The sequence below is a fragment of the Pseudomonas sp. NPDC089547 genome (assembly GCF_050280665.1).
Classification (GTDB): domain Bacteria; phylum Pseudomonadota; class Gammaproteobacteria; order Pseudomonadales; family Pseudomonadaceae; genus Aquipseudomonas.
Window position 1 is genome coordinate 1 of the sequence record NZ_JBNNVS010000028.1, and the last position, 12,901, is coordinate 12,901.

At 63.0% G+C, this 12,901-nt stretch carries 16 protein-coding genes; 7 read left to right on the top strand and 9 right to left on the bottom strand.

Features of this window, described 5'->3' with window-relative positions:
- Nucleotides 1–242 precede the first annotated feature (242 nt).
- From ACQKPZ_RS18675 to ACQKPZ_RS18690, 4 genes are all read right to left on the bottom strand, one after another.
- Nucleotides 243–1,157, bottom strand: coding sequence for an SDR family oxidoreductase (locus ACQKPZ_RS18675; protein WP_427540919.1), 915 nt, complete (start codon nt 1,155–1,157; stop codon nt 243–245).
- Between the two features lie 114 nt (nt 1,158–1,271).
- Nucleotides 1,272–2,177, bottom strand: coding sequence for an alpha/beta fold hydrolase (locus ACQKPZ_RS18680; protein WP_427540922.1), 906 nt, complete (start codon nt 2,175–2,177; stop codon nt 1,272–1,274).
- Between the two features lie 176 nt (nt 2,178–2,353).
- Entirely contained in the window at nt 2,354–3,040 is a 687-nt protein-coding gene (locus ACQKPZ_RS18685; RefSeq protein ID WP_391127404.1) for an LrgB family protein, read from the bottom strand.
- Nucleotides 3,030–3,416, bottom strand: a complete 387-nt coding sequence (locus ACQKPZ_RS18690; RefSeq protein WP_427540925.1) for a CidA/LrgA family protein — start codon at nt 3,414–3,416, stop codon at nt 3,030–3,032. The genes ACQKPZ_RS18685 and ACQKPZ_RS18690 overlap by 11 nt, the downstream gene beginning before the upstream one ends.
- Before the next feature lie 97 nt (nt 3,417–3,513).
- On the opposite strand from ACQKPZ_RS18690, the gene ACQKPZ_RS18695 reads away from it, so the two are divergent.
- Entirely contained in the window at nt 3,514–4,410 is an 897-nt protein-coding gene (locus ACQKPZ_RS18695; protein WP_427540927.1) for a LysR family transcriptional regulator, read from the top strand.
- Nucleotides 4,411–4,538: 128 nt separating this feature from the next.
- On the opposite strand, the gene ACQKPZ_RS18700 is transcribed toward ACQKPZ_RS18695, so the two are convergent.
- A complete protein-coding gene (locus ACQKPZ_RS18700; protein ID WP_427540930.1) occupies nt 4,539–4,994 on the bottom strand; it encodes a flavodoxin in 456 nt (151 codons plus the stop codon).
- 116 nt (nt 4,995–5,110) lie between these two features.
- Here ACQKPZ_RS18700 and ACQKPZ_RS18705 point away from each other — a divergent pair, with 116 nt between their 5' ends.
- Nucleotides 5,111–5,539 (top strand): PAS domain S-box protein, encoded by a 429-nt coding sequence (locus tag ACQKPZ_RS18705; RefSeq protein ID WP_391127393.1) that lies wholly within the window; start codon nt 5,111–5,113, stop codon nt 5,537–5,539.
- 59 nt (nt 5,540–5,598) lie between these two features.
- Nucleotides 5,599–6,216 (top strand): hypothetical protein, encoded by a 618-nt coding sequence (locus ACQKPZ_RS18710; protein ID WP_391127390.1) that lies wholly within the window; start codon nt 5,599–5,601, stop codon nt 6,214–6,216.
- Here ACQKPZ_RS18710 and ACQKPZ_RS18715 read toward each other — a convergent pair.
- Nucleotides 6,201–7,136 (bottom strand): MerR family transcriptional regulator, encoded by a 936-nt coding sequence (locus ACQKPZ_RS18715; RefSeq protein ID WP_427540933.1) that lies wholly within the window; start codon nt 7,134–7,136, stop codon nt 6,201–6,203. The two genes, ACQKPZ_RS18710 and ACQKPZ_RS18715, sit on opposite strands and share 16 nt — an antisense overlap.
- 219 nt (nt 7,137–7,355) lie before the next feature.
- Between ACQKPZ_RS18715 and ACQKPZ_RS18720 the strand changes: the two genes are divergently transcribed.
- The 4 genes from ACQKPZ_RS18720 to ACQKPZ_RS18735 all read left to right on the top strand — a co-directional run bounded on the left by ACQKPZ_RS18720 (nt 7,356) and on the right by ACQKPZ_RS18735 (nt 9,326).
- On the top strand, nt 7,356–7,916 hold the full coding sequence (locus ACQKPZ_RS18720; protein ID WP_391127384.1) for an antibiotic biosynthesis monooxygenase: 561 nt from the start codon (nt 7,356–7,358) through the stop codon (nt 7,914–7,916).
- A gap of 77 nt (nt 7,917–7,993) precedes the next feature.
- Nucleotides 7,994–8,686 (top strand): dihydromonapterin reductase, encoded by a 693-nt coding sequence (folM, locus tag ACQKPZ_RS18725; protein WP_391127779.1) that lies wholly within the window; start codon nt 7,994–7,996, stop codon nt 8,684–8,686.
- A 9-nt stretch (nt 8,687–8,695) separates the two neighbouring features.
- Nucleotides 8,696–8,992: a DUF1244 domain-containing protein gene (locus ACQKPZ_RS18730; RefSeq protein ID WP_391127381.1), complete on the top strand. Its 297-nt coding sequence runs from the start codon at nt 8,696–8,698 to the stop codon at nt 8,990–8,992.
- Nucleotides 8,985–9,326 (top strand): HopJ type III effector protein, encoded by a 342-nt coding sequence (locus ACQKPZ_RS18735; RefSeq protein ID WP_427540936.1) that lies wholly within the window; start codon nt 8,985–8,987, stop codon nt 9,324–9,326. Before ACQKPZ_RS18730 ends, ACQKPZ_RS18735 begins: the two co-directional genes overlap by 8 nt.
- A 127-nt stretch (nt 9,327–9,453) precedes the next feature.
- Here the strand turns inward: ACQKPZ_RS18735 and ACQKPZ_RS18740 are convergent, their stop codons facing one another.
- From ACQKPZ_RS18740 to ACQKPZ_RS18750, 3 genes are all read right to left on the bottom strand, one after another.
- Nucleotides 9,454–10,362: an alpha/beta hydrolase family protein gene (locus ACQKPZ_RS18740; RefSeq protein ID WP_427540939.1), complete on the bottom strand. Its 909-nt coding sequence runs from the start codon at nt 10,360–10,362 to the stop codon at nt 9,454–9,456.
- A gap of 167 nt (nt 10,363–10,529) precedes the next feature.
- Nucleotides 10,530–11,741 (bottom strand): enoyl-ACP reductase FabV, encoded by a 1,212-nt coding sequence (gene fabV / locus ACQKPZ_RS18745; protein ID WP_391127373.1) that lies wholly within the window; start codon nt 11,739–11,741, stop codon nt 10,530–10,532.
- Between the two features lie 249 nt (nt 11,742–11,990).
- Nucleotides 11,991–12,845, bottom strand: a complete 855-nt coding sequence (locus ACQKPZ_RS18750; RefSeq protein WP_427540942.1) for a LysR substrate-binding domain-containing protein — start codon at nt 12,843–12,845, stop codon at nt 11,991–11,993.
- Between the last annotated feature and the right edge of the window lie 56 nt (nt 12,846–12,901).

The window sequence follows — 12,901 nt, forward strand, 5'->3', positions numbered from 1 at the left end:
AAGAACGCCGGTTTGTTGATGTGTTTGCTCGCACGAACATCATCCATCAAACCGGCGTTCTTGTTTCTGTCTTTCCCGGGATTCCGTGAAGAACCTTTTTTTTGCCCTGAATTATCTTCTGCCTGTGCTGGCCTCTTCGCGGGCTTGCCCGCTCCCACAGGGATATCACCAGGCCTGAGGGCAGTGATATTCCTGTGGGAGCGGGCAAGCCCGCGAAGAGGCCGGCGCAGGCAGTACAGGTTTCAACCCAGTGGGTACTTCTGCAAGTTGGCCATCATCTGCTGCAGCGCCTGCAAACTGTCCTGCGGGTGCACCGCCCCCTCAAAATCGCCAATCCGCGCCCAGTTCTGCGCCACCTGCTCGGGGGTGAAGCCTTCACGCGGATCAAAGCCCACCCCCAGGCTGCGCTCCCAGCGCACCTTGCCTACCCAACCGCCCCCCACCTCGAACAACTCCCCGGTGCCTTGGCACTGCTCGCTCCCCAGATACACCACCAGCGGGCTGACCAGTTCCGGTTTTAGCCGCTCGAAAACTTGGGGAGGGATCAGCCCTTCGGTCATGCGGGTGCCGCCCGTGGGAGCGATGGCGTTGACCAGGATGCCGTGCTTGCGCCCTTCGATCGCCAGGGTGCGGGTCAACCCGTACAGGCCCAGCTTGGCCATGCCGTAGTTGGCCTGGCCGAAGTTGCCGTAGATGCCAGAGGTGGAAGCGGTAAAGATCACCCTCCCCCAGTTCTGCTCGCGCAGGTGGAGCCAGGCGGCGCGGGTGACTTTGAAGGCCCCTTCGACATGCACCTGATACACCTGCTCCCAGTCGCTGTCGTCCATCTTGTGGAAGGTCTTGTCACGCAGGATGCCGGCATTGTTCACCAGCACATCCACACGGCCAAAGCTGTCCAGCGCCTGCTCGACAATACGGGCGCCCTGGCTCACCGAGTCATGGTTGGCGATGGCAATGCCACCGGCTGCGCGGATCTCTGCCACCACCCGGTCGGCAGCCGAAGCACTGGCACCTTCACCGTGGGTAGAACCGCCAAGATCATTGACCACGACCTTGGCCCCACGCGCAGCGAACAGCAGCGCATGGGCACGGCCCAGGCCACCGCCGGCTCCGGTAACGATCACCACGCGATCTTGCAGACGGACAGGCTCGCTCATGCTCATGGCTCCAGGCAGGTTCAGGTCAGCCGAGTGTCCGCCGCCAGCGGCAGGCGGACAATCAAGCTCACGCAGGCTGAATGCCTGGCAATAACGCAGGGCGATGAGGCCCGGTCAGGACCACGCTACCTTCTGCGGGTAATAGTTCAGCGGTTGTTCACGAAAGGCCAGGTAGTGGCGCAGCACCTGTACGGGCGCTTCGGTGTGCGGGTAGTGGCCAATACCCTGCAACTGCACGGTGTCCGGCTCGGGCACCAGTTGCCGGTAACGCTCCAGCATGTGCCCACCGGAAAGCGGGTCGACCACACCATTGATGAAACGCAGTGGCACGCCCTTGCGCTGCATCGCCCCGACCCAGCGTTCGCGGTGCAACCTGCGCTCGGGCATATAGCCCACCAGCTTGTGCAGGATACGCGTGCCCCGGTTGGCGGCGATCAGGCTCCAGAAATCATCCAGGGCACTTTCACTGGGGTGGGTGCACGGGCCGTACACCTGGGTCACGTTGCGCACCAGGTCGTCACGCCCGAACGAGCGGCCCACCAGCCAGCCGAACCGGCTGAGCAGCAGCTTCTGGATCAGCAGCATGCGGCAGCTTTCCGGGAACAACCCACTGTTGAGGAACACGCAACTGGCAATGTCGGCGTACTGTTCATGGTGCCGCGCCAACAGCTCTTGCGCCACGCTGCCGCCGTAATCGTGGGCCAGCAGGTGCACCGGCTGGTCAACCTGTAAATGGCCGAGCAGGGCCTGCTGCAAGTCGGCTTGTTCCATCAGGCTGTAGGCGTGATCGACAGGTTTGGCCGAGTCACCAAAGCCGAGCATGTCGCACGCGATCACCCGGAAGCGTTGGGTCAAGGGCCCCCACAGGTAGTGCCAGTCCCAGCTGGCCGTGGGGAAGCCGTGTAACAGAAGCAGGGGCTCTCCTTGCCCTGCGGTCCAGTAGCGGATGCTCTGGCCCCGGAAGTCGAAACTTTGGCCCCGGGTACGCCAGACGCACAATGGAATTTCGGCCATAGGCATCAGAAGTAACCCGGTGAAGTAACAGGGAGGGAATAGGGCAAGGCTGCGGTCATTGCATGTCACCTCGGCACATACATGTGCTCTCTATGTCGAGGCAAATTCTAGCCAGCAGCCAGGAGGCTGGAACTTGCGTTGCCAGCCAGCTTGATGACTGTGCGAGTCAGTGGCACGAACGGTCAGAGCAGCATGGCCAGCAGCGGCGCCGCGAACAGGTTCAACAACCCGGTCAGGACCATGACCAGGCCGGCCACCGAGCCTTCTTCGCGGCCAACCTCTTGTGCCCGGCTCACCCCTGCGCCATGCGCACCCACGCCGAACAGTGCGCCGCGTGCCAACGGTGTGCGCAGCGGCAACCAACGCAGCAGCACACCACCGAACATGGCGCCGAGCACGCCGGTAAACATCACGAACACCGCCGTGAGTTCCGGTATCCCGCCCAGGTCATGGGCCAATGGCATGGCAAACGGCGTTGTGATCGAACGCGGCACCAGCGACAAGCTTGTTGCGCTGTCCAGCGCCAGCAGGTGCGCCAGCCCCCATGAGCTGGCGATTGAGGCACTGCTGCCGGCCACCATGCCCACCATCAGTGCCGGCCAGTGGCGCGCCAGCATCGCCCGCTGCTGCCAGATCGGTACCGCAAAGGCCACGGTTACCGGGCCCAGCACGCTCATCAACCAGTGGGTGTTGCGCGCATATTCGGCATAGGCCGTGTGCAGCGGCACCGCCACCGCCAGCAACAGCACGGGTACCAGAATCAGCGGTGACAGCAGGTAACGCCCGCTGCGCCGGTACAGCCAGCGGCTGCCCAGATACGCCAGCAACGTCAGGGCCAGCCAGAACAGTGGCATGGGCTCAAGGCTCATGGCGCAGCCTCCAGCGGCACACCAGCTCCACGGTGAGTGCGGTTACGACCATGACCATCAGCGTGCTCACGGCAATCACCAGCAAGATGCGCCAGCCCTCATCGCGAATCAGCGCGCCATAGTCGAGCAAGCTCATCAGTGCCGGAATGAAGAACAGCAGCATCTCGGCCATCAACCAGCCGGCGCCCAGTTGCAGCATGGCCGGTTTGAGCGCACCCGAGGCAAACAGAATCAGCAACAGCGCCAAGCCCATCACGCCACCGGGGATTGGCCAGCCCAGCCACGTGGCAAGTTTGCCGCCAAGCAGGAACAAGGCACAAAGAATCGCCAGTTCGACGAGCAGCCGCAGGGCTTTTTTCAGTAACGCGGGTTTCATGGTGGGATTCCTCGACAGGCCCTCATTTTAAGATTCGGCTGCCTAGGCCAGAAGCGAATTGTTAGACTGATCGCCATTCCAGAATGGAATTCAGGCTATGGAATTCAAACAGCTGCGCAGTTTTATCGAAGTGGTTCACCGCGGTGGTTTTACCCAGGCGGCGCAGACGCTGCACATCAGCCAGTCAGCCGTTAGCAAACAGGTGGCCCAGCTGGAGCAAGATGTGGGCCAGCCGCTGCTGGAGCGCCAAGCCTCGCAGCTGCACCTGACGGCTGCAGGGCGCATCGTGCTGGAGCGCGGTGAAGCCCTGCTACGCCAGCGTCAGGCGCTGCTGAACGAACTGGATGACCTCAGCCAGATGGAGCGCGGTGAACTGCGCCTGGGTTTGCCGATGCTGGGCAGTGATGCCTTGTTCGCTGGGTTGTTCGCCGAGTATCGGCGGCGCCACCCGAACATTGCGATCCAGTTGCTCGAAGGCGGCAGCCGTAGCGTCGAGCAGGCGGTCAGAAGTGGCGAGCTGGAACTGGGTGGCAGCCTGACACCCGGCGACGATGGGTTCGACTACCAGCCATTTTGCAACGAACCGCTGGACGCCCTGCTACCGGCTGGCCATGCCTTGGCGGACTTGGACGGGGTGAGCCTGGGGCAACTGGCCGATACGCCGTTCCTGCTGTATCAGCGCAGCTTCGTGCTCAATGACCGGCTGCTGAAGGCGTGCCAGCTGCAAGGGTTTACCCCGAAGGAAGGCGGGCGCAGTGGCCAGGCGGATTTTTTGGCGGCGCTGGTGGCGGCAGGCCAGGGCGTGGTGTTGCTGCCCCGGGTGGTGGCAAAAGCGCTGGAGCGCCCTGGGGTGGTGCGTTTACCGCTGCGCTCGCCGCAAGACCTGCGCTGGGATATAGCGTTTATCTGGCGGCGCGGGGCCTACCTGTCGCGCGCGGCGCAGGCGTGGTTGGCGTTGTTGCGCGAGTGGCCGGTTTCTGACAGCAAGGATTGAACTGGCCTTGCTGGCCTCTTCGCGGGCACGCCCGCTCCCACAGGGATATCCACTGCCCTCAGGTTTGGTGATTTTCCTGTGGGAGCGGGCGTGCCCGCGAAGAGGCCGGGTCTGGCTGGGGACATGGATCAGGCTTTCAACGCTTGAACCAACTCAGCCAACCAGGGCTCTGCATCGGCTTCCGGGGTCACCGTCTCGCTCGCATCCAGGCGCAGCATCGGCTGCACTTCGCGCACACCCAACTCGGCAAACAACTCGCGCATCTGCTCGCCACCACCGCAATAGGTATCGCCATAACTGGAATCACCCAGCGCAATCACCGCACCCGGCAGGCCACGCCAGGCGGCTGGCAGGGTGTCGCGAATGGCGCAGAACAGCGGCATCAGGTTGTCCGGCAGTTCGCCCATGCCAGTGGTCGAGGTCACGGCCAGCAAGGCGTCAGGGGCAAAACCTTCAAGATCCTGCAGGGTGGCACGTGCAGCATGCCAGGCCTCCAGGCCTGCCGCCTTGAGCAGCGATTCGGCGTGACGGGCGACTTCTTCGGCGGTGCCATAGACCGATCCGGAAATAATGGCGACTTTCATCGGGTAGAGGATTCCGAAACTGAGTGAAAACGTAGGATACTAGCATCCAGCGCTGGCAAAAGGCCGCCTCTACCAAAGTCGCCGTCTTCAGCCCCTCTTTGCCCAATGGCCCGAACATGATCAACGCGCAATTACTGCAATCAATGGTCGATGCGTCCAATGACGGGATCGTGGTCGCCGAACAGGAAGGCGACGACAACATCCTGATCTATGTGAACGCCGCCTTTGAACGCCTGACCGGCTACAGCCGCGATGAGGTGCTGTATCAGGACTGCCGCTTCCTGCAGGCCGCAGACCGTGACCAGCTTGGCCGTGCCCGCATCCGCAAGGCCCTGGCCGAGGGCCGCCCATGCCGTGAAGTGCTGCGTAACTACCGCAAGGATGGCAGCGCCTTCTGGAACGAATTGTCGATCACCCCGGTTCGGCGCGACGGCGAACAGCGCACCTATTTCATCGGTATCCAGAAAGACGTCAGCCGCCAGGTCGAACTGGAACGGGAGCTGGCTCAACTGCGCGCTCGTCCGAAACCCGACGAACGCGTCTGAACCAAGTTCGCCACGCACGGTCAATCCCGATGAAGAAATCGCCACCAACGAGTTCGATCATGCAAGCAGATGCGCTTCTGACCCAGGCCGAGCTGGATTTCATCCAGAACATGCAGCATTCGCCGCAACTGAACCTGGCCGACTCCATGTCGAGCCTGCTGGTCAATGGCGATCGCCGCATTCAAAGCTTGCTGACCCGCTTGGTGGCCAACGAACAGGTAACCCTGCAGGCCCAGTTCAACAACCAGCAGATCAGCTTCCCGCTGCAACTGGTGGAAGATGAATTCCACGCCCTGCACCTGCAACTGGGCTCACCGGAAATCTACGAAGACGGTCCCATGCTGCGCCCCTGGCGCCTGTCGATGGACCGGCCCAGCCCGCTGCTTGATAGCTTTGATCAGGAAAGCGGCCTGTGGGTTCGCGACATTTCGTTCAAAGGTGTACTGCTGGAATTACGCGGCTTGCAAGCGGCGCCGTCGCGCTTCGAGTTGCGCTTCGCCCCGGACGGCATCAGCCCGATCGAGCTGCATGGCGTATTGGGTCGGCGTATCGGCCCGGACCTGGCGGCCTACGACCTCAGCCAAAGCCCGGCCGAAGAAATCGAGCGCCTGCGCGACTATATCCTCCAGGCCCATCGCCGGGCCCACCCCGACCTGCACACTCAGGTGTCGAGCTGACCGGCCAGAAACTGCCGCAACCGCTGACGCATCACACTGCCCTGCGCACCCAGGCAGGCAATCGGGCTGCCTGCCAGGTTTTCCTGTGCCACTTCCGACGCTTCACCGGCCAGCAACAGCGGGCAATGCAACCCTGCCGCCAAACGCACCAGGCGCCGGCAGACCTCAGCCGTGGGCGCCTGGTGCGATAACAGCACCAGGGCGTCCGGCCTCAGGCGCTCACAGGCCAGTGCCAGCTCCAGCAGCGGCTGCCCGGCCGCCAGGGTTGTCACGCCAACGTCGTCGCTGCCCAGGGTCAGGCCGGCCACCAGTAACTCCAGTTCATGACGCAGCCCCGGCAGCGGTGCCAACAGCACGGTGCGGCTGCGTGGCGCATGGGCCAGTTGCATGCGGGCAAACACCCGGCCGCGCAGGAACTGGTCGAGGAACAGCCACTCGCTGGTCTGCCCGTAGTCGCCCTGCCCGGCTGCCAGGTCGTGCCACACGGGCATGAACACCTCGGCGAACACCTGGTCCAGGGCATTGGCAGCAAATACTTCGTCGAACAGCCTGTCCAGGCCGGCCACATCGAAGCGTTGCAGCGCCTGGCGAATCTGCTGCTGCCAGCGCGGCCAAGCGTCGGTTGTGTCACCCGCCTGCCCGGCCAGGGCATGGCCGCGAGCGATAATGCTGCCGACTTTACTGACTGCCACACCACGCTCCAGCCAGCCGAGGATGCGCCGGATGTCGTCGATATCAACCTGGGAATACAGGCGGTGGCCACTGTCGGTGCGGGTTGGCCGGATCAGCCCATAGCGGCGCTCCCAAGCGCGCAGGGTCACGGCATTGACACCCGTCAGGCGGGAGACCTCACGGATCGGAAACAGCTCCTGCTGATCAAGCGCTTGCTCGATCAGCCGATTACGTCCCTGTTCGTTCATCTGCACGGTTTACCCTGGGTGCGGAAGTTGAACGCGCATTCTACTACGACGACACCGGTCGCAGGGTGCAACCGTTTGCCGCCTGATTATTCGCCGAACATTGCACATGCGCGATAATGCGCGCCCGATTCTTGCATGCACGCCTGCGTTGCCCACCACCCCGGGCCACGCAGCCAAAGGGGCCAGCTACCCGCCAGCCCCGTTGCCAGGAGATACACGATGTCTACCCCACCCGTCACCCTGATGGTGTCGCGCCGCGCCGCCCATGGCCGCTACCAGGACCTGCTGGCCTGGTTGCATGAAGGCGAACAGCTGGCCACCGACTTCCCCGGCTACCTCGGCTCGGGCATCCTTGCCCCGCCCAGCGATGGCGACGAATTCCAGATCATCTTCCGCTTCAGCGACGAGCCCACCCTGCATGCCTGGGAGCATTCGGCCTCGCGCCGCGCCTGGTTGCAACGTGGCAACGGCCTGTTCGAGCGCCCCAAAGAGGCGCGCGTCAGCGGTATCGACGACTGGTTTGGCACCAATACGGTGCAAAAACCACCACGCTGGAAGCAAGCGGTGGCTATCTGGCTGGCCTTCTTTCCGGTTTCGCTGGCGTTCAACCTGCTGTTCAGCCACTGGCTGGCGCCACTGGACATGGTGCCACGGGTACTGATCAGCACCCTGGCCCTGACGCCAGTAATGGTGTACCTGTTCATCCCGCTGTCCACGCGGCTGCTGGCCAACTGGCTACATGCCTCACCGGCCACCGCTGGCGCCTTGCGCAGCCGCTGAGGCCAGGCCATACAACAGGGAAACAGTTCGGGTATGCTGGGCGGCAATCAAAGGACAGACAGTTGACCGCCCCGAACATGAACAGCCCCATTCTCGTTACCGGAGCCAGCCAGCGCGTCGGGCTGGCCCTGGCCCTTGAACTGGCACAGGCCGGCCATACGGTGGTCAGTGCCAGCCGCAGCGTCCAAGCACAGACGGCCCACCCGAACATCGTGCAGTTCCAGGCCGACCTGTGCCAGGCGGCCGACCGCCAGGCCCTGATCGACCACCTGCACAACCATTACGACGGCCTGCGCGCCATCATCCACAATGCCTCGCTGTGGCTGGACGACGGCCTCGACAACCTCGAGACCATGTTCCGCCTGCACGTCGAAGCGCCCTACCACCTCAACCTGGCCCTGGGTGACCTGCTGGCCAAGGTGGATAAAGCCGACATCATCCACATCTGCGACGAAACCTCATCGCGCGGCAGCAAAAGCCACATCGGCTACGCCGCCACCAAGGCCGCGTTGCAGAACATGGTGCTGTCGTTTGCCGAAAAATATGCGCCCAAGGTGCATGTGAACGGTATCCTGCCCGGGCTGCTGATCCTCAAGGAAGGGGGCGATGAAGCCTACCGCCAGCAAACCCTGAAAAAGGCCTTGCTGGAATTCGAACCCGGCGCCGGCCCACTGATCGAGACCGTCAAGTACCTGCTCGCCAGCCAGTACAGCACCGGCAGCCAGGTGGTCATCAACGGTGGCCGCCACCTGAAGAACCGCATGACCTGAGAGACGCCCATGACCCCACAGCAACAGCTCGAACTCGAAGCCGCCGCGTTCCGGCGCCTGGTCGAACACCTGCAAAACCGCACCGACGTACAGAACATCGACCTGATGAACCTGTCCGGTTTCTGCCGCAACTGCCTGTCCAAGTGGTACAAGGCCGCGGCCGACGAGCGCCAGCTCGACCTGAGCCTGGATGACGCCCGCGAAGCGGTGTACGGCATGCCCTACGCCGAGTGGAAAGCCCAATACCAGAAAGAAGCCAGCGCCGATCAACAAGCGGCGTTCGAAAAAGGAAAACCTCGTGACTGATCTGAATACCCTGCGCGCCAGCCTGGCCGGCGGCCAACATGTATTTGCCGACACCCTGGCGTTCATTGCCGACAACTACAGCTACCAGCCTCAGGCGTTCAACAATGGTGGTGTGGAGAATGCTGCCGGGCAGAACGAAGGTTCGTGCAAGACCCTGGGCCTGGCACTGCTGGAAGGGCTGAGCGATCAGGAAGCGCTGCTGGCCTTTGGCGAGCATTACCGTGATGTGGTGGCCACGCCTGAGGGCAGTGACCATGGCAATATCCGTGCGCTGATCAAGCATGGGCTGGCTGGGGTGAAGTTTGCCGGGCAGCCACTGTCGCGCAAGGCTTGAGATTGCCGGGGCTGCTTTGCAGCCCATCGCGACACAAGGCCGCTCCTACAGGTGACCGCGTTCCCTTGTAGGAGCGGCCTTGCGTCGCGATGGGCCGCAACGCGGCCCCAAATTATCAAACCCGACATCAATCGATCAGGGCTCCCGGCGCTCCTTCTGCCAAGCCACCCCGCTGCAACCACTGCAGCGCCACCGGCCACAAACTCTCGCGAAACCGATCATGGAAGAACGCGAAATGGCCAATTTCCTCGACGAGGATATCCACAGGCGCGATGCGCAGATGCTTACGCTCGGCGCCCTGTATATAACTCAGTAAACGTTCGGTTGCCGCCACAGTACCGAAGGGATCATCGGTCAGACTGATGGCCAGCGTCGCCGCCCGCACCTGGGCGAACGGTAACGCTGCCAATGCCCGCCCGCTGGGCCTGTGTTCGTAACGCGGGGTTCGGGTAGTCCAGTCATGCACCACGCCGGACGGTGTATCTTCCAGCCACCCCAGGCGCTTGCCGGGGAAGTAGCCGAACACCCGGGTCAGCAGCGGCATTACCACATGCCATTTGCCGAACAGCTGCCAGCGCTGGCCGGCCGCATAATCGCGCCAGTAGGCAAACTGCGCGCCCACCATCACAACCCGCCGGACGCGGCTTGCAGAAGGTGCCAGCCCCACTGCCCAGCCGCCAAAACTGTGCCCCACTACGTCCACCGGCTGGCCTGGGAAATGCGCGGCGGCGTGCGCCAGCATGGCTTCGAAATCCAGTTTGCCCCAGTCGCTCCAGGACGCCTGAAAACCGCGCAAAGACGCCGGGCGGGACTCGCCGATGCCCCGATAATCGTAGGTCAGCACATCAACGCCGTGGGCGAACAGGTGATCGGCAAAACGCGAGTAGTAGCGGCAGCGTACCGAGGTGGCAGCGTTGATGATCACCAGCGGGCGCTGGGGGTCAGGTTGGGCGTGGCGCCAGACGAAGCCGCCGAGGGTGTAGCCGTCGGCTGCGGTGTGGCGGAACGGGGTGGCGGGTTGGGTGAGGCTGCTCATGGCGCATTCCCTGTTGTTGTGCGCCAAAACTAGCAAATAATTTGTAGCCTGTACCTGCCTCTTCGCGGGCTTGCCCGCTCCCACAGGGATTTTCACAGGGCCTGACGGCAGTGAAATACCTGTGGGAGCGGGCAAGCCCGCGAAGGGGCCGGTGCTGGCTTACCCGATTACAGCTCGATGCAGTCGAACTTCACATCGGTAGCCACGTCTTCGTCGTAGTTGACGTCAGCGCGCTCGAAGCCGAACAGGTTGAGGAACTGCTTCTTGTAACCGGCATAGTCGGTCAGGTCGAACAGGTTCTCGGTGGTCACGGTTGGCCACAGGGCCTTGCAAGCGTCCTGCACGTCGTCGCGCAGCTCCCAGTCGTCCAGGCGCAGACGGCCCTTCTCGTCGACTTCGGCCGGCGCACCGTCAGCGCGGTACATGCGGTCGCGGTACATGCGGTCCAGCTGGTCCTGGGTGCCTTCGTGAACGCCCTTCTCCTGCATGATTTTGAAGACCATCGACAGGTACAGCGGCATCACCGGAATGGCCGAACTGGCCTGGGTGACCACCGACTTCAGCACGGCCACGTTGGCGCCGCCTTTCACTTCATCGGCCAGTTTCTGGTTCAGGCGCAGGGCAGTTTCGTCCAGGTCCTGTTTGGCCTGGCCCAGTGCACCATGCCAGTAGATCGGCCAGGTGATGTCGCTGCCGATGTAGCTGAAGGCCACGGTACGGGCGCCTTCGGCCAGCACGTTGGCGCCTGCCAGGGCGTCGATCCACAGCTGCCAGTCCTGGCCACCCATGACGGTAACGGTGTCGGCGATTTCCTGCTCGGTGGCCGGCTCGATGCTGGCCTCGATGATGGTGTCCTTGTTGGTGTCGATGGCGGTCGACTTGTACGGCTGGCCGATGGGCTTGAGTGCCGAACGAATCACTTCGCCGGTCTGCGGCAGCTTGCGCACAGGCGAGGCCAGCGAGTAGATGACCAGGTCAACCTTGCCACCCATCTCGTTCTTGATCAGCTCGATGACCTTGGCACGGGCTTCATCAGAGAAGGCGTCACCGTTGATCGACTTGCTGTACAGGCCCTCGGCCTTGGCAAACTTGTCGAAGGCCGCCGCGTTGTACCAGCCCGCAGTGCCGGCCTTGGTCTCGGTGCCTGGTTTTTCGAAGAACACGCCCAGGGTGTCGGCCTTGAAACCGAACGCCGCGGTGATGCGGGCTGCCAGGCCGTAGCCGCTGGAAGCACCGATGACCAGGACCTTCTTCGGGCCATCCTCGCGCACGCCCAGCTTGCGGGTGGCTTCGATCTGGTCACGGACGTTGAGCTCGCAGCCCTTCGGGTGAGTCGTGGTGCAGATGAAACCGCGAACCTTAGGATGAATGATGGCCAATGTCTGTACCTCGTCAGGTTTATGCCGGGGAAGCGCCGCTTGGGGCGATTCCGATTGATCAGAGGGTGAGACTACCCCCGCAGGTTATCCGACACATATTACGGGGTGATCATGGGGATGCAAAACCGGGTTTGCCTGTACCGACCTCTTCGCGGGCATGCCCGCTCCCACAGGTACTTCACCCGACCCGGGACTTGTGCGGTCACTGTGGGAGCGGGCGTGCCCGCGAAAGGGCCGGCACAGGCAAAATCAACCTGCCAGGAGCACTTCTTTCAGCCATTCCAGAAACCGCCTGGCCAATGGGTCATCCTGGCTATCCCGGTGCACCAGGCAAGCCCACGCCGGCCCCCTTACCCGCTGCGCCGACAACGCCTGCAAACGCCCCTCCTCCACCGCCCGCCGCGCCAACAGCTGACTGACCAGGGCAATACCCAGCCCCTCGCTCGCCGCGTCCAGCAGCAGCCCCGGGTCAGAAAAATTCAGCCCCTTGCCCTGCTGGCCAACATCCTCGCCCCCCTCCAGTTGCCAGTGGCTCCAGTCCATCTCCCGTTCGCCATGCAAGGTCGTGCGCGCGGTCGAAGCCGTTAATGAAGGATGGCAGGCCGGGTACAGCTGGTCCTGATGCAGCACGCTGAAGCTGCATTCGGCCTGGGCGCTGAGGTCATCGCGGATGGCTAGGTCGATGGTTTCGGTGGCCATGTCCGGCACCTCGAAACTGGTGAACAACCACAAGTCCACCTCCGGGCAGCGCTGGTGAAAATCGGCCAACCGCGGCAACAGCCAGTGCCTGGCAAACGCCGGGCTGGTGTTGACCACCAGCTGGTTGGGCTTGCGGTACTGGTCAAGCCGGCGAATACCCACAGCCAGATGTTGCAACATTGATTGCGTGGTGCTGAGCAGGTCATGGCCGGCGTCGGTCAGGCTCACGCTACGGCCACTGCGGTAGAACAGCGGCTGCTCCAGGTAGGTTTCCAGGCTGCGGATCTGCTGGCTTATCGCCGACTGGGTCAGGTTCAGCGCCTCGGCAGCCTTGTGGAAACTGCCCAGCCGTGCAGCGGCCTCGAAGCCGCGCAGGGCATTCAGGGGTGGCCAGTGTTTAAGCATGATTGATAAGCCCTGCTGATCAGATGTGCGCTAAATCTATCGTTTGTCGTCGGCCA

Bases quoted from the DNA above. Each gene is read 5' to 3' on its own strand.
- ACQKPZ_RS18675 (WP_427540919.1), bottom strand. From the start codon at position 1,157: ATGAGCGAGCCTGTCCGTCTGCAAGATCGCGTGGTGATCGTTACCGGA.
- ACQKPZ_RS18680 (WP_427540922.1), bottom strand. From the start codon at position 2,177: ATGCCTATGGCCGAAATTCCATTGTGCGTCTGGCGTACCCGGGGCCAA.
- ACQKPZ_RS18685 (WP_391127404.1), bottom strand. From the start codon at position 3,040: ATGAGCCTTGAGCCCATGCCACTGTTCTGGCTGGCCCTGACGTTGCTG.
- ACQKPZ_RS18690 (WP_427540925.1), bottom strand. From the start codon at position 3,416: ATGAAACCCGCGTTACTGAAAAAAGCCCTGCGGCTGCTCGTCGAACTG.
- ACQKPZ_RS18695 (WP_427540927.1), top strand. From the start codon at position 3,514: ATGGAATTCAAACAGCTGCGCAGTTTTATCGAAGTGGTTCACCGCGGT.
- ACQKPZ_RS18700 (WP_427540930.1), bottom strand. From the start codon at position 4,994: ATGAAAGTCGCCATTATTTCCGGATCGGTCTATGGCACCGCCGAAGAA.
- ACQKPZ_RS18705 (WP_391127393.1), top strand. From the start codon at position 5,111: ATGATCAACGCGCAATTACTGCAATCAATGGTCGATGCGTCCAATGAC.
- ACQKPZ_RS18710 (WP_391127390.1), top strand. From the start codon at position 5,599: ATGCAAGCAGATGCGCTTCTGACCCAGGCCGAGCTGGATTTCATCCAG.
- ACQKPZ_RS18715 (WP_427540933.1), bottom strand. From the start codon at position 7,136: ATGAACGAACAGGGACGTAATCGGCTGATCGAGCAAGCGCTTGATCAG.
- ACQKPZ_RS18720 (WP_391127384.1), top strand. From the start codon at position 7,356: ATGTCTACCCCACCCGTCACCCTGATGGTGTCGCGCCGCGCCGCCCAT.
- folM (WP_391127779.1), top strand. From the start codon at position 7,994: ATGAACAGCCCCATTCTCGTTACCGGAGCCAGCCAGCGCGTCGGGCTG.
- ACQKPZ_RS18730 (WP_391127381.1), top strand. From the start codon at position 8,696: ATGACCCCACAGCAACAGCTCGAACTCGAAGCCGCCGCGTTCCGGCGC.
- ACQKPZ_RS18740 (WP_427540939.1), bottom strand. From the start codon at position 10,362: ATGAGCAGCCTCACCCAACCCGCCACCCCGTTCCGCCACACCGCAGCC.
- ACQKPZ_RS18750 (WP_427540942.1), bottom strand. From the start codon at position 12,845: ATGCTTAAACACTGGCCACCCCTGAATGCCCTGCGCGGCTTCGAGGCC.